Annotated in this window: 22 protein-coding genes; 17 read left to right on the forward strand and 5 right to left on the reverse strand. The window is 48.2% G+C overall.

Annotation, left to right across the window (positions count from 1 at the left end; all coding sequences use genetic code 11):
* Window positions 1-16 precede the first annotated feature (16 nt).
* From ABSY64_RS05615 to ABSY64_RS05635, 5 genes are all read left to right on the forward strand, one after another.
* A complete protein-coding gene (locus tag ABSY64_RS05615) occupies window positions 17-1642 on the forward strand; it encodes a malolactic enzyme (protein WP_349642105.1) in 1626 nt (541 codons plus the stop codon).
* Between the two features lie 133 nt (window positions 1643-1775).
* Window positions 1776-2168: a hypothetical protein gene (locus ABSY64_RS05620; protein WP_349642106.1), complete on the forward strand. Its 393-nt coding sequence runs from the start codon at window positions 1776-1778 to the stop codon at window positions 2166-2168.
* A gap of 200 nt (window positions 2169-2368) precedes the next feature.
* A complete protein-coding gene (locus ABSY64_RS05625) occupies window positions 2369-3346 on the forward strand; it encodes a hypothetical protein (protein WP_349642107.1) in 978 nt (325 codons plus the stop codon).
* Window positions 3333-3854: a hypothetical protein gene (locus tag ABSY64_RS05630; RefSeq protein WP_349642108.1), complete on the forward strand. Its 522-nt coding sequence runs from the start codon at window positions 3333-3335 to the stop codon at window positions 3852-3854. The genes ABSY64_RS05625 and ABSY64_RS05630 overlap by 14 nt, the downstream gene beginning before the upstream one ends.
* Window positions 3855-3857: 3 nt before the next feature.
* On the forward strand, window positions 3858-4373 hold the full coding sequence (locus tag ABSY64_RS05635; protein WP_349642109.1) for a hypothetical protein: 516 nt from the start codon (window positions 3858-3860) through the stop codon (window positions 4371-4373).
* A gap of 80 nt (window positions 4374-4453) precedes the next feature.
* Here ABSY64_RS05635 and ABSY64_RS05640 read toward each other — a convergent pair whose 3' ends face one another.
* Together ABSY64_RS05640 and ABSY64_RS05645 are read right to left on the reverse strand one after the other, a co-directional pair.
* On the reverse strand, window positions 4454-5185 hold the full coding sequence (locus ABSY64_RS05640) for a type 1 glutamine amidotransferase (RefSeq protein WP_349642110.1): 732 nt from the start codon (window positions 5183-5185) through the stop codon (window positions 4454-4456).
* On the reverse strand, window positions 5185-6543 hold the full coding sequence (locus ABSY64_RS05645; RefSeq protein WP_349642111.1) for a MurT ligase domain-containing protein: 1359 nt from the start codon (window positions 6541-6543) through the stop codon (window positions 5185-5187). The genes ABSY64_RS05640 and ABSY64_RS05645 overlap by 1 nt, the downstream gene beginning before the upstream one ends.
* A 120-nt stretch (window positions 6544-6663) precedes the next feature.
* On the opposite strand from ABSY64_RS05645, the gene ABSY64_RS05650 reads away from it, so the two are divergent.
* The 12 genes from ABSY64_RS05650 to ABSY64_RS05705 all read left to right on the forward strand — a co-directional run bounded on the left by ABSY64_RS05650 (window position 6664) and on the right by ABSY64_RS05705 (window position 16120).
* Window positions 6664-7254, forward strand: coding sequence for a thymidine kinase (locus ABSY64_RS05650; RefSeq protein ID WP_349642112.1), 591 nt, complete (start codon window positions 6664-6666; stop codon window positions 7252-7254).
* An 8-nt stretch (window positions 7255-7262) separates the two neighbouring features.
* The gene (prfA, locus tag ABSY64_RS05655) at window positions 7263-8339 is read left to right on the forward strand and encodes a peptide chain release factor 1 (protein WP_349642113.1); all 1077 of its coding nucleotides are present in this window, start codon (window positions 7263-7265) and stop codon (window positions 8337-8339) included.
* Entirely contained in the window at window positions 8336-9232 is an 897-nt protein-coding gene (gene prmC, locus ABSY64_RS05660; RefSeq protein ID WP_349642114.1) for a peptide chain release factor N(5)-glutamine methyltransferase, read from the forward strand. Before prfA ends, prmC begins: the two co-directional genes overlap by 4 nt.
* The gene (locus ABSY64_RS05665) at window positions 9210-10223 is read left to right on the forward strand and encodes an L-threonylcarbamoyladenylate synthase (protein WP_349642115.1); all 1014 of its coding nucleotides are present in this window, start codon (window positions 9210-9212) and stop codon (window positions 10221-10223) included. The genes prmC and ABSY64_RS05665 overlap by 23 nt, the downstream gene beginning before the upstream one ends.
* Before the next feature lie 171 nt (window positions 10224-10394).
* Complete coding sequence (locus tag ABSY64_RS05670) at window positions 10395-10664, forward strand: phosphocarrier protein HPr (protein ID WP_349642116.1); 270 nt, start codon at window positions 10395-10397, stop codon at window positions 10662-10664.
* A gap of 77 nt (window positions 10665-10741) precedes the next feature.
* On the forward strand, window positions 10742-11455 hold the full coding sequence (gene tsaB, locus ABSY64_RS05675) for a tRNA (adenosine(37)-N6)-threonylcarbamoyltransferase complex dimerization subunit type 1 TsaB (protein WP_349642117.1): 714 nt from the start codon (window positions 10742-10744) through the stop codon (window positions 11453-11455).
* Window positions 11439-11987 carry a ribosomal protein S18-alanine N-acetyltransferase gene (rimI, locus tag ABSY64_RS05680; RefSeq protein ID WP_349642118.1) on the forward strand — a complete coding sequence of 183 codons (549 nt, stop codon included), beginning with the start codon at window positions 11439-11441 and terminating at the stop codon, window positions 11985-11987. The genes tsaB and rimI overlap by 17 nt, the downstream gene beginning before the upstream one ends.
* Window positions 11980-12387: a GNAT family N-acetyltransferase gene (locus tag ABSY64_RS05685; protein WP_349642119.1), complete on the forward strand. Its 408-nt coding sequence runs from the start codon at window positions 11980-11982 to the stop codon at window positions 12385-12387. The genes rimI and ABSY64_RS05685 overlap by 8 nt, the downstream gene beginning before the upstream one ends.
* Window positions 12380-13393, forward strand: a complete 1014-nt coding sequence (tsaD, locus tag ABSY64_RS05690; RefSeq protein WP_349642120.1) for a tRNA (adenosine(37)-N6)-threonylcarbamoyltransferase complex transferase subunit TsaD — start codon at window positions 12380-12382, stop codon at window positions 13391-13393. Before ABSY64_RS05685 ends, tsaD begins: the two co-directional genes overlap by 8 nt.
* Before the next feature lie 118 nt (window positions 13394-13511).
* Window positions 13512-14162 (forward strand): redox-sensing transcriptional repressor Rex, encoded by a 651-nt coding sequence (locus ABSY64_RS05695; RefSeq protein WP_349642121.1) that lies wholly within the window; start codon window positions 13512-13514, stop codon window positions 14160-14162.
* Window positions 14163-14165: 3 nt separating this feature from the next.
* Window positions 14166-15203, forward strand: coding sequence for a lipid II:glycine glycyltransferase FemX (locus ABSY64_RS05700; RefSeq protein WP_349642122.1), 1038 nt, complete (start codon window positions 14166-14168; stop codon window positions 15201-15203).
* 92 nt (window positions 15204-15295) lie between these two features.
* On the forward strand, window positions 15296-16120 hold the full coding sequence (locus ABSY64_RS05705) for a Cof-type HAD-IIB family hydrolase (RefSeq protein WP_349642218.1): 825 nt from the start codon (window positions 15296-15298) through the stop codon (window positions 16118-16120).
* Between the two features lie 38 nt (window positions 16121-16158).
* On the opposite strand, the gene pyrE is transcribed toward ABSY64_RS05705, so the two are convergent.
* From pyrE to ABSY64_RS05720, 3 genes are read right to left on the reverse strand one after another with little or no spacing between them, the layout of a single operon-like run.
* The gene (gene pyrE, locus ABSY64_RS05710) at window positions 16159-16794 is read right to left on the reverse strand and encodes an orotate phosphoribosyltransferase (protein WP_349642123.1); all 636 of its coding nucleotides are present in this window, start codon (window positions 16792-16794) and stop codon (window positions 16159-16161) included.
* 11 nt (window positions 16795-16805) lie between these two features.
* Window positions 16806-17522: an orotidine-5'-phosphate decarboxylase gene (pyrF, locus tag ABSY64_RS05715; RefSeq protein ID WP_349642124.1), complete on the reverse strand. Its 717-nt coding sequence runs from the start codon at window positions 17520-17522 to the stop codon at window positions 16806-16808.
* 9 nt (window positions 17523-17531) lie between these two features.
* The gene (locus ABSY64_RS05720) at window positions 17532-18467 is read right to left on the reverse strand and encodes a dihydroorotate oxidase (protein ID WP_349642125.1); all 936 of its coding nucleotides are present in this window, start codon (window positions 18465-18467) and stop codon (window positions 17532-17534) included.
* Window position 18468 lies beyond the last annotated feature (1 nt).

Raw genomic sequence — 18468 nt, forward strand, 5'->3', positions numbered from 1 at the left:
CAAGAAGGAGAAAATCATGGCCACACCGATGGAAATTATTAACAATCCCTTTTTGAATAAGGGGACTGGCTTTACGAAGAAAGAGCGCGCCGAATTGGGCTTGACCGGCTTGATTCCGCCACAAGTGCAAACGATTCAGGAGCAGGCCGACCAAGCTTATGCTCAGGTGCAAAGCAAGGGCAACGACCTGGAGAAGCGCCTCTTCTTGATGCAAATCTTTAACACCAATCACACTTTGTTCTACTATCTTTTCAGTCAGCACGTGGTTGAATTCATGCCAATCGTCTACGACCCAACCATCGCCGACTCAATCGAAAATTACAGTGAGCTCTTTGTCGATTCACAAAATGCGGTTTACCTCTCAATTGATGAGCAGGACGACTTGGAAGGGACTTTGAAACGTGCCGCAGCGGGGCGCGACATTAAAATCATTGTTGTGACCGACGGCGAAGGAATCCTTGGTATCGGTGACTGGGGCACCAACGGGGTCGATATTTCCGTTGGAAAACTGATGGTTTATACCGCCGCGGCCGGGATTAATCCGGAAAACGTCCTTCCTGTTGTTTTGGACGTGGGAACCAACCGTGAAAGCCTGTTGCAGGACCCAATGTACTTGGGTAACAAGCACAAGCGTGTCCGTGGCGACGAGTATGACGCCTTCGTCGATAAGTTTGTCGCTGCAGCTTTGTCAGCCTTTCCGGACCTCTACTTGCACTGGGAGGACTTTGGCCGCATGAACGCCGCCAAGATTTTGAAGAAGTACCAGAACAAGATTACGACCTTCAACGATGATATCCAGGGAACGGGAATCATCACGCTGGCCGGGATTATCGGCGCTTTGAAAATCAGCAAGCAGCGCTTTACTGACCAAACATATCTCTGCTTTGGCGCCGGTTCAGCCGGTGCTGGCATAACAAACCGAATTTTCGAGGAAATGGTCCAAGAAGGTTTGTCGGAAGATGAAGCGCGTAAGCACTTCTACATGTTCGATAAGCAGGGCCTTTTGTTCGATGACATGGACGATTTGACGCCGGAGCAGAAGCCTTTTGCACGTAAACGTTCGGAATTTGAAAATGCCAATCAGTTGAAGGACTTGTTGTCCGTGGTCAAGGCTGTTCACCCAACAATTTTGGTCGGTACGTCAACTGTGCCAGGTTCCTTCACCGAAGAAGTTGTCCGCGAAATGGCCGCCCACACGGAACGCCCAATTATTTTCCCATTGAGTAATCCAACGCGCTTGGCCGAAGCTAAGGCGGAAGACTTGTTGCAGTGGACCGACGGGAAGGCCTTGATTGCCACCGGTATTCCGGTCAAGCCAATCGAGTACAAGGGCGTGACTTACCACATCGGCCAGGCCAACAACGCCTTGATCTATCCTGGATTAGGACTCGGCGTCATTGCCTCAAGTGCCAAGGTCTTGAACGACGAAATGATTTCCGCCGCCGCGCACTCACTCGGTGGCATCGTTGACCCAAGCGAGCAGGGCGCCGCCGTCTTGCCACCCGTCTCCAAGCTGACCGAATTCTCCGAACTTGTTGCCATCGCCACTGGCCAAAGCGCCATTGACCAAGGCATTACCAAGGATGAAGTTGGTGATGTGAAGCAGGCGATTGCTGCGATGAAGTGGGTACCAGAGTATTGATTGAATGGAATGGGAAAAAGCTCACCCGGTGGGGGTGGGCTTTTTTGTGTTAAACGATTTTAATACGTATGAAATACCGTTGAAAAAGAGTGATGATACTCTGTTTTTATACAGGTAAGAACGGGGATAAGTTATGCATAAAAATACAAAAGTTATTTCGATTACTTTAGGCGCCGTCATTTTGGGAATCGTATTAATCGGTTGGTTCCGTGCGACACCGCATTCGATGACAACCGAAGAACAATTTCAACATTCTGATTGGACTTTAACTACGCCTTCTGGTGACTATATTAGTAATGTAATCTTTAGTCGAAATAAGGTGCGGATTGCTGGAAAGCGCTATACTTACAATTTCGATTCTAATTATGATCAGCAAAAGACCAGTAAGGATTCTACCAAAAAGCCACAAGGAACTTTGTCAATTTCTACAGGAAAATATGCTGGATCTTACATTGTTGAGATGGATGCCACTGATTATGATTTGGTTCAAGACGGACAGATTAAATATATTCTGAAGGCTAAATGATTTGTATGTAAAAAGCACTTCGCGGATGCGGGGTGCTTTTTGTCTGGTATGTATGCAGTAAGATTGGGAAAGTATGAGTTGAAAAATAAAAAAATAATCATTTGTGGAGGTTTATCGCTACATGTTCGTTGTAGAACATACTCTTCAGTTGTAGAATAATTCTAAACAATTGTTGAAATTGATTATGAAATGAGAAGGTCATGAGCAAGTACTATACTTTTAAAATTAATGTGGGGCCCGATATTTTAAAACTTTATCGCCATAATATGGATCAACTGAGAAGTTTTGTTATTCCAAATGCTCTCGGAGAGGTTTTTACTTTTGAAGAAATTGAAAGTAAAGAAATTATGAAATATGTGTCCTCAAAGCAACATAGCAAAACAGATATACTTGATTCTGCTGTCTATAAAAAATTTATTTCATTGACTAAAAAATTAGAACTTGAGTATAGAAAGGTTGCTGAAGAATATGAAAATACGGGCAGAGTTGTCTATGAACCAGATTTTTTAAAGTCTGCAGACGATGCAAACCAAGCTCTGAAACAACTTCAACAAGATTTTATAGAATTGGATGGTGCTAAGAATATTTCTAATGATGATGTTGATGAAGGGTTATTATTTCGCGTTGGAACAGGGGTTCGCTGTTTACAGGGTAGTCGTAAGGTAAAGCTGTTTTTAAAAGATATGTCTGACGAGTCACAGAATAAACAGAATATGTTTTATTATGACAAGAGGAATGAGTATATTTACCTTTCCACAGATCTAGGTGAAAATCAAGTATTAAGACAAGTTAAAGTAATAGAGGAGACAGTTAATCATAGTGCTTATCGTTTAAATATTGGAGAAATTACGATTAACCCTGTTTCAGATAGCGTGCGAATAAGTGGAAACTATTCTTCACTTACTCTTGTATACTCCTATCCTAATGGTCGAGAAAAGGATGCTGATGATCGTGATGCCGCATTGAGTTTGAAAAAAACTGGTGCAATAAGGAAGGAGGAAAAATTTATTATGCCCGCTGACGAAAAGTTTCCTAACGAAATAATCAACGATATCACGGGTGGAATGTCTTCAGACGGTTACCTAAAAGATATAAAGCATGGTAAGAAAAGTATTGTCAAATGGATGATTAAAATTTCAGAACTAGTAATCCCAGGAGTAATTGATGATAAAAAATGATATAGAATCTTCTCCGATTAAAATACTTTGGCTATCCAGAAAAGCGACCATATGCCGAACGTTAAATATTTTTATTTATTTTTTAGGATTTGCTTTTATTTATTTTGTTTGTTCGCGTCCGCAAACATTTATGTATAGCAAGAATTTGACTATTTTTTCTTTTTTTGTGGTATCAGTTACAGGACTATCGTTTAGTTCCACTTTAATATTGGCAGCGCGAAATATATTCAAAATAAAAGAGTTAGCTACAATATACGAATTTAAACCATCAGCTTATTATAATTTTGTTGGTCCTTTTGTTTTCACGGCATTGATTTGGGCATTATTAGGCATTGTTTCTGTAATTTGCGGTGCATTTTGTTTGCCCAATTATGTGATTAGGTTCGTTTTATCGTTAAATATAGTTTTATCTTGTTTGGGAATTGTTAATTTATGTTCTTTGTTAGTTACTAATATCCAGGAGCTTAGCAAGGCTACTGGAAGAGAAATAAAAAAAGAGATGAGGTGAAGAATGGAAGAATTTGAGAGTTTAGAAAGAAAATTGAATGAAAAGGGAGTTATATTTAATAGAGCGGATGAAATACTGAATGCTGATCTCACGGAGATTGATGGCGTTGAATGGAAGACCAAGTATTATCGTTGTTATAAAAATGATCAATCAAATGACTGGGAAAATATTCCTGAAAAAATAACTGCAGATTGTTTCGTCTTTTCGAGGCCGATTAATGACTATCGTTCGTTTGTTGAGCAAAAATTTAACGAAAACTGGTCGTCATATTGTAAGGAAATCGAGTCTGATATACAATCGTCTGAAAATGTTAAGCAATTTGGCAGAACTTTTTTTAATAAATCGGTAAAAAGCGGAAGTGATTTTTTCTCTTTGAGTCCCATTAAAGATAAGGATGGGAATTACTATTTATACATCAATGGAGGAAATCACAGAATAGCCTTTTTATGTTGGATAGGTTTTGAATTTGATAAAAATAATTTAATGAATAAACTTAGAGAGATTAATAAGTTCTGCTAATAAGGATCTACTGATTAACGATATGTAAAAATCAATCGAGTAAAAAGCACCCCGCATATGCGAGGTGCTTTTCCTTTACCTTAAAACGTCTCCGCCGGAACCTTTTCCAACCTTGCTGTCCAGTCAACGTCTGGATACTTGCGTTCCAGCGCCGTGGCGAGGACGCGCTTGGCGAGGTTGCCGTTGCGGGTGAAGATGGGGCCGTGGAAGTAGGAGCCATAGACGTTGTGATAAATCACGCCTTCGCTGCCGTCCTGGCCGTTGTTTCCTTCACCTTGCACAACTTTACCGAGGGCGCGTTCGCCCTTGCCGAGGAAGGTGCGGCCCTGATGGTTTTCAAAGCCGTGATATTCTTCGCCGGTTTCGTTGTTCTTGATAGTGATGTTACCAGTCAGGCGCTTGCCCTTCTTTTCGGTCACCTGGTCGTCGGTCATGTTGGTCGTGTAGTGATCCATGACCCCGATGCCGTCGACCTTTTTGCCGTCGGCCATTTCCATGTAGTGCCCAAGCAGTTGGAAACCGCCACAGACTGCCAAGAGGGGACCATCGTTTTCGATGTAGTCCTTGATTTGTGCGGACTTGCTCTTCAAATCGTTAGCGACGATGGTTTCTTCATAATCCTGGCCACCGCCGAACAACACGAAGTCGTACTTGGAAGCGTCGAACTTGTCGCCTAGGGAAACCAAGTGAACGTCGACATCCACACCGATTTTATCAGCGTAGTACTTCAAGGCGATGATGTTGCCGTAATCGCCGTAGGTATTCATCAAGTCCCCGTAAAGGTGGGCGACTTCCAAAGTGTACTCAGCCATTAGTATTCCTCCTTGACGTAACCCTTGCTACGGAGCAATTCGCGTAGCTGCAACATAGCCGTATAAGTGGCCGCGATGTAGACCTTCTTGGTTGGCATGGCTTCAATTGCTGGCAAAACCTCGTTCAAATCAGGATAAGAACCAGCCAAATTAAAGCCGGCCATCTTCAGGCGGACGGTGATGTCCTTATAACGCTGACCACCGGTTGCAATCGCCTTAAGCGGCGCATCGTGCAAGCGCTCGAACTCGGCATCCCAAATCCAAGAGGTGTCGATACCGTCGGCATAATTAGCGTTTAGCAGCGTAATCAATGAGAAAGGTTGATCATCAGTCATCATCATGTCGATGACGGTGTTGGTTCCAACCGGATTCTTAATCAAGAGAATCGTGATTTCTTTGTCGCCAATCTGAATCGTTTCCTGGCGGCCGAAAATCTGAGCGTTGGATTCGAAGGCTTCCTTGATTTTCTCAGGCGCAACATCGAATTCACGACCGACACCAAAGGCTGCTAAGGCGTTATAAATGTTGTACAAACCACCGATTTCGATCCGTAGCGGCGTGCCGTCGATGCTGAATTCAGAGTAGTGCGGCGTCAACTTATCCAAGCTGGTGACTTGGTACTTGAGTTCCGGACGCTTGAAGTCGTCGGTCACGGAGAAGTAGTCGCCCAAGTTGGCATAAGTGATGAAGTGGTAGTGCAAAACGGAGTGGTCCGTTGGCGACAAGATTCCATCGGTGTTGTTGGGCGCCTTTAAGTCTTTATAATCTTCGGGCTTGACGTTATTGAAACCGTAGTAAACCCGCTTGTTGGGGAAGCTACCGCGCGCAAAGATGGGCGAATCGCCGTTGGTCAAAACCGTGGCGTTGGGCGCCAGCTGAATCCCGGCTTCAATCTTTTCGTAAGTGGTATAAATTTCACCGTAGCGGTCCAATTGATCGCGGAAAATGTTGGTCAAGACGAAAAGCTTGGGCTGGATGGCTGCAGCGATGGCTGCCACGTTGGCTTCGTCGACTTCCAGTACGGCGACGGGCTTTTTGCCGTTGGGCGAGGGAGCAATCTTAGTCGTCAATAAGGTTCCAGTAATTCCTTGAACCATGTTAGAACCAGATGGATTGGTCAAAACGGAGTAACCACCAGCCTTCAAGACACGGGTGATGAGGGCGGTCGTCAAGGTTTTACCATTGGTTCCCGTTACAATAATTAAGTCATAATCGTGCTCCAGAGAGTGGAGGACGTTCGGATCGATTTTAACGGCCAGCTTACCGGGCAGGCTAGTTCCACCACGGTGCAAAAGGTCGTGTAGGAACCAGTGACTAGACTGGGCGGTCAACTGAGCGATTTTGCTTCTAAATGTCATCATTAACCTCTTTCATTGGCTACTATTTTACCATGAAAAGCGGGGATTGCGGGACTGGTCCGGTCGAGTTTTTGCCCTAATCTTGCTATAATGAAAAAGATTGAAAGAAGAGGGTTTGGCATGGCACAGTTATACTTTGAATACGGCGCAATGGGCTCCGGTAAGTCGATTGAAATCTTGAAGGTGGCTCATAATTATGAGAGTCAGGGCCGCCGTGTGCTGGTCATGACGCCTTTGGTCGATGACCGTTACGGTGTCGGCAAGGTCACGAGTCGAATTGGTCTATCTCGACCTGCCGAAGTGATTAACCCTGACGATAATTTGTATGACATCATTGATGCTACGCGTGATGGGGATTTGGCGGCGGTTTTGATTGATGAAGCCCAGTTCTTGTCGACTGAGCAAGTCGACCAATTGGCTTATGTCGTGGACCAGTTTAATATTCCAGTTATGACCTTTGGCTTGAAGCAGGACGCCTTTAACCACTTATTTGAAGGGTCCAAGCGCTTGCTGGAAGTGGCTGATAAGCTGGAAGAAATGAAGACGATTTGTTCCTTCTGCGGTAAAAAAGCGACGACCCAATTACGTATTATTAATGGGGAGCCCCAGTACGAGGGTTCACAGGTCTTTATTGGCGGCGATGAAGCTTACATCCCCACTTGCCGCTATCACTGGTACCATCCCATTCTCGAAAAAATTAAGAAGATGTGAGGCAGTCAATGGATCCGATTTTCCAACAATTACAGGCGGTAGTTGACCGCTACGATGAATTAAATCAGATGCTCGCCGACCCCGCTGTGATGGGCGATTCCCAGCACTACATGGAGCTTTCCAAGGAAGCCGGTAGTATTCGCAGCACGGTCGAAACTTTTAAGCGCTATGAAAAGGTGATTGATGGTTTGCAGGAGGCCCAAACCTTGCTGGGCGACCCCGAAATGGGTGATTTGGCTAAGGAAGATTTGGCCGCTTTAAAGCCGGAAAAAGAAGAGCTGGAAGAACAGCTCAAGGTTTTGATGCTGCCCAAGGACCCCAACGATGACAAGAACATCATTATGGAAATCCGTGGGGCTGCTGGTGGGGATGAATCCTCGCTCTTTGCGGCTGACTTGCTGAACATGTACCGTCGTTACGCCGAAAGTCAGGGCTGGCAGGTCCAAATTGTCGATGAAACGACGACGGAAGTCGGCGGTTATAAGGAAGTTGTCTTGATGATTGTCGGCGACCGGGTCTTTTCTAAGTTGAAGTTTGAATCTGGTGCTCACCGCGTGCAGCGTGTGCCCCAAACCGAGACGCAGGGCCGCATTCACACCTCGACCACGACGGTCGGGGTCATGCCCGAATTCGAAGAAGTCGATGCAGAGGGCTTGATTGATCCCAAGGATGTTCGTGAGGATGTTTTCCGTGCCTCTGGAGCCGGTGGTCAGCACGTTAACAAGACTTCTTCGGCCATTCGTTTGACCCACGAGCCAACGGGTATCACGGTTTCCATGCAGGACGAACGCTCCCAGCAGCAAAACCGTGCTCGCGCTTGGAAGATTTTGAACGCCCGAATTTATGATCACTTTGCTCAGCAAAATGAAGCGGAGTATGCCGCGCAACGTAAGACGGCGGTTGGTTCGGGTGCCCGTTCGGAACGTATTCGAACTTATAATTTCCCGCAAAACCGCGTTACCGATCACCGCATTGGGCTAACGATTAACAAGTTGGACCGGATTATTAACGGGGAACTGGAAGAAATTATTGACGCACTTGTTTTGGCTGAACAGACGGCCAAGTTGGCGGAGTTAAAGCAATGAGTGCGGCTGTGCCCAAAATCTCATTTTTAGAAGCCCGCAAGTGGGCTCAGCAGGAACTAAGGGCTGCTGGCAAGTGGGACGACGATATGGCCGACAACCTGGACTTTCTCTTGTCCGGGGCGATGGGTTGGAATTACGGCATGCTGCGCGCCAATATCACGCGAATGCTACCGGAAAATTTGGCCCAGGTCTGGCCCAGCTGGGTTGCCGCCTTGCTGACAGGTCGGCCACCGCAGTACATTTTGGGCTCCGCGCCCTTTTATGGTCGTGAATTCCAAGTTGATGAGCGGGTGTTGATTCCCCGTCCCGAGACCGAGCAGCTAGTCGAGTGGATTTTGGCTGACTTGAAGGAGCGTGCCGCTGGTCCGATTGATGTTCTTGATATCGGAACCGGTTCGGGCGCCATTATGTTGACCTTGGCCTTGGAAAACAAGGCTGTCCAGGGGGTTGCTTCCGATATTTCCTTGGATGCCTTGGCCCTAGCGGGGCAGAATCTACGCGCCTTTAACTTAGGCGAACGGGTGGAGTTACGGCCTTCGGATGTCTGGGAAAATTTGACGGGCGAGACCTTTAATATCATCGTGTCCAATCCGCCCTACATTGCGCCGGATGACCCCGAAGTTGATGACTCAGTTAACGCCTATGAACCGCATCAGGCCCTCTACGCCGATGAGCAAGGCTTGGCGATTTACCGTGAGATTGCGGCAGGCTTAGCTGACCATCTTAAGGCTGGCGGTGCTGCTTATTTTGAAATTGGTTATACCCAGGGGCCGGCCTTGCTAGAGTTATTCCAGCAGGCAGTTCCCGACGCAGAGGTCAGCTTAAAACAAGATTTTGCCGGTTTGGACCGGATGATTCGAGTGAAATTACATGCAGACAAAGAAGTACGCTAACAAAGAAGAAGATTTACAGGAGGCCGCCAAGGACTTGCGCGATGGCGAAGTGGTGGCCTTTCCGACTGAAACGGTTTATGGTCTGGGCGCGGATGCAACCAATGACGAGGCGGTGAAGAAGGTCTTCACGGCCAAGGGCCGTCCCGCTGACAACCCTTTGATTATGACGGTGTCCGACCCCAAAATGTTGGATGATTTTGTGACGGTTAGTCCGGCCGCACGGGGACTGATGGCCAATTTCTGGCCCGGTTCCTTGACCATTATCTTGCCAATTATTCCTGACCACGTGTCCATGCTGGTGACGGGTGGCTTGCAAACGGTGGCCTTTCGTTTGCCAGATAATGCCGTCACGCGGGAATTGATTTCCTTGGTGGGCAAGCCTTTGGTCGGCCCTTCGGCCAACACTTCGGGCAAGCCATCACCAACGACGGCCCAGCACGTTTGGCATGATATGAAGGGTAAGATCGCCGGCATCGTTGATGACGGACCGACGCAGGTCGGGGTGGAATCGACGGTGATTGACATGTCAACGGATCAACCAACGATTCTGCGCACGGGTGCCGTCACGCAGGAAGAACTGGAAAAGGTGCTAGGCGAAAAAGTTTTGGATGCCACTTCGACGACTTCCTTGGCTGCGACACAAGCGCCCAAGGCACCGGGGATGAAGTACCGTCACTACGCACCGGATAAGCCCGTCGTCATGTTTGACCCCTTGGACTTGTCCGACTTGGTTGCCAAGATTAACCATGATGAAGTCGTGATGGGCTCGGATCCAATCTTGAAGTCGGCGAACCTGCCTAAGGAACAAACTTGGTCCTTGGGACCAGACGTCCGTTCCGCAACGGAACAACTTTTTGCCGGTCTGCGCTACTATGATGATCAGCCGAACGTGACGAAGATTTATGTCGAACGGATGCCGGAAGTGGGTCTGGGCAAGGCCTATAACAACCGTCTGGGCAAGGCCAGCGGAAACCAACTTTTCCAAGCCTGACCAATTCCGGAAAATTAAATAATGTAATCGGTTACATTTTCGTTTTTTATGTTATGATAGTAGGCGAGGAAGCCCATAGTGATACGGGTTTAATCGATAGTCGCTTGAAATGTTGTAAGCGCTTTGCTAAAATGTAGACAAATAGATGTCGAGCTCAAAGGAGAAGATAAAATGGCTGTAACAAAGGATTTTAACATCATCGCTGAAACTGGTATTCACGCCCGTCCAGCTACTTTGTTGGTTCAGGCAGCTTCAAAGTACGTTTCAGACGTAACCTTGTCTTACCAAGGTAAAGAAGTCAACTTGAAGTCCATCATGGGTGTTATGTCACTCGGCGTTGGTCATGGTGCGGATGTTACCATTAAGGCTAACGGTAAGGATGAAAAGGACGCTTTGGAAGCTATCACGAAGGTGATGGAAGACGAAGGCTTGGCTAAGTAAGTCACTCCTTTATAATATGAAGTTTAGGGCCGCGCTGAGCGGCTTTTTTGCTGTCCTAATCGTGGTAAAATGAAATTATGAAAATTCTAGCAATCGATACTTCTAACCAGCCCTTGGTCGTCAGCCTCGCTGAAAATGACAAGCTGCTGGATCAATATGAAACCAATGTGCCGCGCAACCATTCCGTTGACCTTTTGCCGGCCATCCAACGTGTTTTAGCAACGGCTGGTTGGTCTTTCCAAGGCCTTGACCGAATCGCAGTTGCCCAGGGACCGGGTTCCTTTACCGGTCTGCGAATCGGCATTACTGTCGGTAAAGTCCTGGCGGACATGCTTAAAATTGACTTGGTTGGGGTTTCTTCCCTGGCAGTTTTGGCCGAGCAAGTCCCCGGCGACGGCATCGTTGTCCCACTCTTTGATGCTCGCAACGACAATGTTTTTGCCGGTGTTTATCAGGCTGGTCAAAACTTGTATCCCGATGGCCACTATCCACTTAAGCAGGTGCTGACTTTCCTGGCGGAGCAGGAAGGGCCCATCACTTTTATCGGGGATGGCCAGCACTTTACGGAGCAAATTAAGGCGGCCTTGCCCAAGCAAGTTTTGACGATTTTGGCCGAAGGGGATTCATTGCCAGATGGCAAGGGCATCATCACTTTGGCTCAGCAAGCCCAGCCGGTCGCTAATGTGGCCGACTTCAACCCGAATTATCTACGCAAAACCCAGGCCGAGCTGAACTGGCTCAACGAACATCCTGGTGAGGATCATCCCGAAAACTATGTTTTTGAAGTCTAAGAAAAAGTTAATCACGAGCCAACCAGCTTTTGCAGATTATCAGCCGGTTAGCTTTCAGCAAAACGAGGAGGACTTTCTCGTTCGTCGCGCTGAAATGACTGACCTTGACCACTTGGTGAAAATCCAAGAAGCGGTTTACGATGGTTACGCGCCTTGGGTGAAGGGCGATTTCTTACAGGAGTTGTCCCGTCCGGCTGACCGGATTTATTTGGTCGTGGAACACCGTGAACAAGTGGTGGCCTTTATGGGCCTTTCCTGGCGGCCGGAACATAGCGACATCCATATTACCAATGTGGCGGTTTTGCCGGTTTGGCAGGGGCAAGGACTGGGATCCCAGCTAATCAGCCTAGCCCAGGATTTGACCCAGTGCACGACGGAAAGTGTTTTGTCGCTGGAAGTCCGTCGGTCCAATTATGCCGCCCAGCGACTCTACCGTCGGCTTGGTTTCCAGCAAGTGGCCGTGATGAAGCGCTACTACCGTGACGACCACGAGGACGCCCTTTCGATGGTATCGGTGCAAGAAGATGCATGAAGCCACAGCCCAAGATTTAGAGCAAATTGAAGCGATTATGACGGCGGCCTTTGCGGATAATCCCTTGCCTCGCCAGGTGGCGGAGCATCAAATCGACAGTCCGCGCAGCCATTTTTTGCTGTCAGAACATGGCCTAATCGCTTTTACTGAAATTTTAGATGAAATCGAAATCGACTACCTGGCCGTTTTGCCGGTAGCCCAGGGAAAAGGTGAAGGTCGCGCGCTCTTAGAAGCTGTTTTCCAGCGACCTGGGATTTACCGCTTCTTATTAGAAGTGGCGGCCGATAACGAGCCTGCCTTAAAGCTATATCAAAAGGTTGGTTTTCGTGAATACCGGCGCCGAGCTCACTACTACCGCAATGGTCAGGATGCAATTATGATGGAGAAAGAAAATGACTAATATTCTCGCCTTTGAATCAAGCGCCGACGAAACCAGTGCGGCCATTGTTCAAGATGGCAACAAGGTCCTCAGCAACAGTGTGGCGACCCAGATCAACTCTCACAAGCGCTTCGGTGGCATTGTTCCTGAAGTCGCCAGCCGCCACCACATCGAGTGGATTACCCGCGTACTTGATGATGCATTAGACCAAGCTAAAATGACCATGGACGACATCGATGCCGTTGCCGTGACCTACGGACCCGGCTTGGTCGGTTCCTTGTTGGTTGGCCTCATGAGCGCTAAAACGGTGGCCATGGTTCACGACTTACCCCTGATTCCGGTCAACCACTTGGCTGGCCACATTGCGGCGGCGAACTTTAACCAACCGATTCAGTATCCAGCCTTGGCCTTAATGGTTTCGGGCGGGCACACCGAGCTGGTTTTGATGCCCAAGGAAAACCAATTCGAAGTCCTTGGCGAAACGCGTGATGATGCGGCGGGGGAGTCCTTTGACAAAGTGGGGCGCTTGCTCGGCTTGAACTACCCAGCGGGAAAAACAATTGATGAAATGGCTCACCGCGGCCAGACCAATATTAAATTTCCGACGGCTATGGCTCGGGAAGATAACTTGGACTTCTCCTTTTCCGGTTTGAAGAGTGCTGTGATTAACCACGTTCACCATGCCGAACAGGTGGGCGAAAGCATTAACCAAGATGACTTGGCCGCTTCCTTCCAAAAGGCGGTGGTCGATGCCTTGATTGGCCGGACGAAGAAGGCATTGGCTGCCTACCCAGTCAAGAGCTTTGTTCTGGCGGGCGGCGTTGCGGCCAACATGGGCTTGCGTGAGGCTTTGGACGACTTGCTCAGCAAGAGCTTCCCCAAAGTCACTTACATTCCAGTGCCCCGCGAGTATACCGGGGACAACGCGGCCATGATTGGAGCTGCAGGATACTGGAATTACAAGGATGGTATCTTCGCTGATTTGTCCTTGAATACCGACCCCGGTCTAGACTTTGACCTTATCTAACGATAAAAACATTGTGACATTTTGTTTAAACTTGTCCAAAAACCTTGTTATTTGTGCTATACTGAGTCTGGTGGATTTCACAAGCATTAAAATTTTTTAATAAATCAGGGAGCTTATCATGACGGAACAACCTAAAATTCCACGTGCAACCGCAAAGCGTTTGCCAATTTACTATCGCTATCTAACATTTTTGAATGATGCTGGGACTCAGCGGATTTCTTCGGCCGAATTGAGTGATGCAACTAAGTTTGATGCAGCCACGATTCGTCGTGACTTTTCATACTTCGGTGCGCTTGGTAAGCGTGGTTACGGCTACGACGTGAAGGCCTTGCTTGATTTCTTTGCCAATGTCTTGGACCAAAATTCCTTGATTAACGTGGCTTTGATTGGGGTTGGTCACTTGGGTCAGGCCCTTTTGAACTTCAACTTCCACCAGTCATCAAACATGCGGATTGCGGCGGCCTTTGATGTTGATAAGGAACGCATTGGGCACGTTTTGTCGGGTGTACCAATTTACAGCATGGATGATTTGCAAGAGCAGATTAAGGCCCAGCGGATTAACATCGCCATTTTGACGGTGCCTCAAGAAGTTGCCCAAGACATTACGGATGAGCTGGTTTCAGCCGGGGTTAAGGGAATTTTGAACTTCACGCCATTGCGTGTCACGGTGCCAACTGGCGTTCGCGTGCAAAACGTTGATTTGACCAACGAATTGCAGACCTTGGTCTACTTCATCCAAAACTACAGCTCTATCACTACGGGAAACTAATTCATGGCTATTTTAGATTTAAACGACAAAGCAAAGGTGCAAGCCTTCCAAGACTTCGTGCGTAAAGATCCACGCGGGCAGGTTACCCAGGATCCACTGTGGGGCGACTTGAAGAGCAACTGGGGTCACGTTTACGTCTACCACGAAACGGCTGGCAAGATTGACGCTGCCATGGCAATTTTGACGGTTGAAGCGGTGCCGGGTAAGCTTTTGGGCTACTCACCCCGCGGTCCGATTGCGGATGTCGACAACATCGACTTGATTAAGGATTTGATTCAAGAAGCCTTGCAGGCCTTGCCCGACAACGTCTTCTTGATTCGAATGGACCCCGAGGTTGAGTACTCTGACCATTTAAACGAAGCCTACCAGAAGGCTGGTTTTGTCACCCGTAACCGTCAAATTAAAAACATGCACGGTAACATCCAGCCTCGTAAGAACATGGTTTTGTTCTACGATGGTCGTGGCGAAGATGCGGAAGTCATTACGGATGAAGATTCCTTGATGAAGCACTTCAAGCGTGATTACCGTAATCAAATTCGTCGTGCGGCTAAGGACGGCGTGGAAGTCACTTCCGGTGATTCGGAAGAAGACGTGCGTGCCTTCTACGACACTTACGTCATGATGGCCCATTCGCAGGGCATCACTTACCGTCCCATTGAGTATTTCCTGCGTATGCAGGAACTTTGGCAGGGAACGGGTTACTTCAAGGTTTTCTTGGCTCATTTTGATGGCAAGGTTATCGCTGCCGGGATTGGTTTCTCTTACGGGGATAAGATTTGGTACATGTACGCTGGTTCAGATCGTGAATACAGCAAGCACTACGCCCCTTATGCCATCCAATGGAAGATGACCAACTGGGGCTTGTCCCTTGGTAAGACTCGCTATGACTTTGGTGGCGTTGGCGACTTTTCATCGGATGACGGCCTCTACAAGTTTAAGCATGGTTTCACTTACCACGATCCTCACGTCGAATACATCGGCGAATTGGATTGGGTTTTGGACGAAGTAGCCTACGAAGAATACCTCAAACAATTTAAGTAAAACAAAACGGCTCAGCGAGCCGTTTTTTTATATTCGGCGGGCCTGTGGTATAATGTTTTAACTAGTTTTTTAACAGGGAAAGGGGATAAATGATGACCATTAAGATGATTGCTTCCGATATGGATGGCACTTTCTTGACCTCAGAAGATGGTTACGACGTACCCCGCTTTATTCGCTTACTTAAGCAGTTGCAAGACCGCGAAGTTCACTTCGTGGCCGCTTCTGGCCGGCAGCTTTCCAACTTGAAGGAGCTCTTTGCACCCGTTGTGGAAGCCGGTGGACAGATTGATTACGTGGCCGCTAACGGATCGGTTGTGGCAACGCACGACCAAATGCTCTACGAAATTTATTTGACGGCTGAGCAGATTAAGCGCGTGATTGACTGGAATGCAGTTAATCCGTCTTCATCTGACAACTTGGTGGTTCTTTCTGGTGTAAAGGGGACCTATATTTCCAACCATGCAAGTGGTCAGGTTAAGGCCATGGTTGAACAATTCTATCCCAACGTGCACCAGGTGGAAAAGTTGATGAAGGTTGACGATAAGATTTTGGGTGTGACCTTCATTTGGCCTCACGATGAAGTGCAGGAACACGTCAAGGAATTGGAAGAAACCTTTGGGGATGAATTGCATGCCACTGGTTCTGGTTTTGGTTCCGTTGATATCTTGCCCAAGGGCGTGAATAAAGCGACGGCTTTGCAGGTTTTGCAAGACTACTACGACATCCTAGATGATGAAGTCATGGTCTTTGGTGATAACAGCAACGATTTGGAAATGCTCCAAAAGTACGAGCATTCTTACTTGATGCCCAACGCCGAAGCCTTCATGCATAGCCAGCACGATCAAGAAGCCTTGGCGGTTAACACCGAGTCCGGTGTTATTCGGACCATCGAAGCACAATTAGATTTGAAGTCATAATAAAAAGCAGGCTGTTGGGCCTGCTTTTTTTATTTGATTTAGTTTTCGGCTGGCCAGTTCCAGGGATCTTGGTGCCAGTTTTGGAAGGCGGTGTATTTTTCTGGTGAAAGGGCGCCGCTTTTTTGTGACTGGTCGAGGACCTGGGCGTAGGTCAACACTGGGTAGAAAGGAATCTTGGCATCGGCGAAGTTCTTTTCGGCATCGGGGAAGCCGTAAGAGAAGATGGAGACAACGCCAGCGACCTTGAAGCCAGCTGCTTGGACAGCTTGCGCGGCCTTGAGGACGGAACCCCCGGTTGAAATAAGGTCATCGATGAGGACCACTTCGTCCTCGGGCTTAATTAGCCCTTCGATTTGCTGATTAGTCCCGTGGTCCTTGGGCTTGGTGCGGACGTAAACCATGGGCAAGTCCATCGCTGCAGCAACGAGAGCGGCTTGTGGAATTCCAGCAGTGGCCACTCCAGCGATTACCGTCACCTTGGGAAAGTTTTTCTTAATCGTTTCGACAAGGGCGGCCGTGATGTTGGCGCGCAACTTGGGATACGAAATGGTGCGGCGTAAGTCGGTGTAGATGGGTGACTTAATGCCAGAGGCGAAGGTGAAGTAGCCTTCGTCCTTAAAACGGATAATTTCATCTTGAATGAGGTCGTCGATAATGGCGTTTTGTAAATCCATGGGTTTCCTTCCTATTCTGCTTCCCAGTTGACTTGGTATTGCTGCCAGGCGGCGAGGGGGTCGCTACTTTGTGTGATGGGCCGGCCAACTACGATGGCGTAGGCACCGTTTGAACGGGCGAAATGGGGATCGGCGACGCGGACCTGATCGCCCTTTTGGTCTTGGGCCATGCGGATGCCGGGCACGACGTACTTAAAGTCGGTTCCAAGTTCGGCACTCAAACCGGGGAGCTCCAGTGGGGAAGTGATGATACCATCACAGCCACCAGCTTGGGCGGTGCGGGCCAAAGATAGCACTTGGTCGGTCATGTCCAAACGACTGTTTTGTTCGTCTTTTAAAACTTGCTCAGAAATCGAGGTTAGTTCGGTCACACCCAGCAAAAGCGGTGCGGGCTTACCAACGGCAGCGGCACCTTCGCTCAAGCCCTTTTTGGCAGCGGCTAGCATGGCGGAACCACCCAAGGTATGGGCGGTAACGTAATTAACCCCGAGGCGGCCTAGCTGGCTCATGGCTTTTTCAACCGTGTGAGGAATATCGAAGAGCTTCAAGTCGAGGAAAATGTCGCAACCGTATTCTTGAATAGCGGCGATGACGGCGGGCCCTTCGCGGTAGAAGAGCTCCATGCCAATCTTAACCGTCAGCTCTTTTGCATTGGGAAAGCGATTAAGAAAAGCCTTGGTACTGGCCAAATCTTGAAAATCTAAAGCAATCATTAAAGGATGCGTCATGATTTCTCCTTACATAACCTGCAACTTACCGCGGAAGTCTTCCAAGCTGGTGTAGCCCTTGGCTTCCATGATGTCGCTCAATTCCTTTTCCAAACGGGCGTAAACGCCAAGGCCTTCCTTGATGACCTGAGTTCCCACGGAAACTAGCTGGGCGCCACAGAGAATGTGGGCAAAGACGTCGGCTCCGGTGGTTACGCCACCAGTACCGAGAATTGCAATTGATGGGTTCAAACGCTGGCGCAAAGCGCGGACATTGGCAAGGGCAGTGGGCAAAACCATGGCACCACCCAGGCCTCCGAAACCACCCTTTGGCTTGGTCACAACTTGTTCCTTTTCAACGTCAACGACCAAGCCGTTTCCAACTGAGTTGATGGTGTTGACGTGGGTCAAAGGAAAGTCGTTAAGAACGGCAGCGATTTGGTCGAAGTGGACCAAATCAAAATATGGTGGCAACTTCACGCCCAAAGGCTTGGTGAAGAAGGAGAAGACTTCGGTCAAAACCTTGCGAGTCGTTTCAAAGTCATAGGCGGTTTGGGGTTCGCCAATCACGTTAGGACAGGAAAGGTTCAGCTCCGTCAAACCTTGGTAGTCAGATGCTTGAACTTCTTTTAGCAGCTTGATCACGTCGGCGACTGAAAGGCCGGCAACTGACAGGATGGTTGGCTTGGCGTGTTCTTTTTGCACGTAATCCAGGTAGAAGTTGTAACCGGAGTTGGGCAAGCCCATCGAGTTGATGGAACCGTAGGCCAAATCGTAATAGCGGGGCTTGTCGTTACCGGCACGGGCTTCCAGCGTAGCGGACTTCGTGACGATTCCGCCGAGTTCCTTGACGCCTTCCAAATCGGCTAGTTCTTCAGCAGTCTGGCAGTGAATGCCGGAAGCGTTCAAAAAGGGACTGTTAAAAGTTTGGCCGCCGAGGGTGCTCGTGAAGTTAAGCTTTGACATT

Origin of the sequence: Eupransor demetentiae (assembly GCF_963930865.1) — a bacterium.
Lineage (GTDB): Bacteria > Bacillota > Bacilli > Lactobacillales > Lactobacillaceae > Eupransor > Eupransor demetentiae.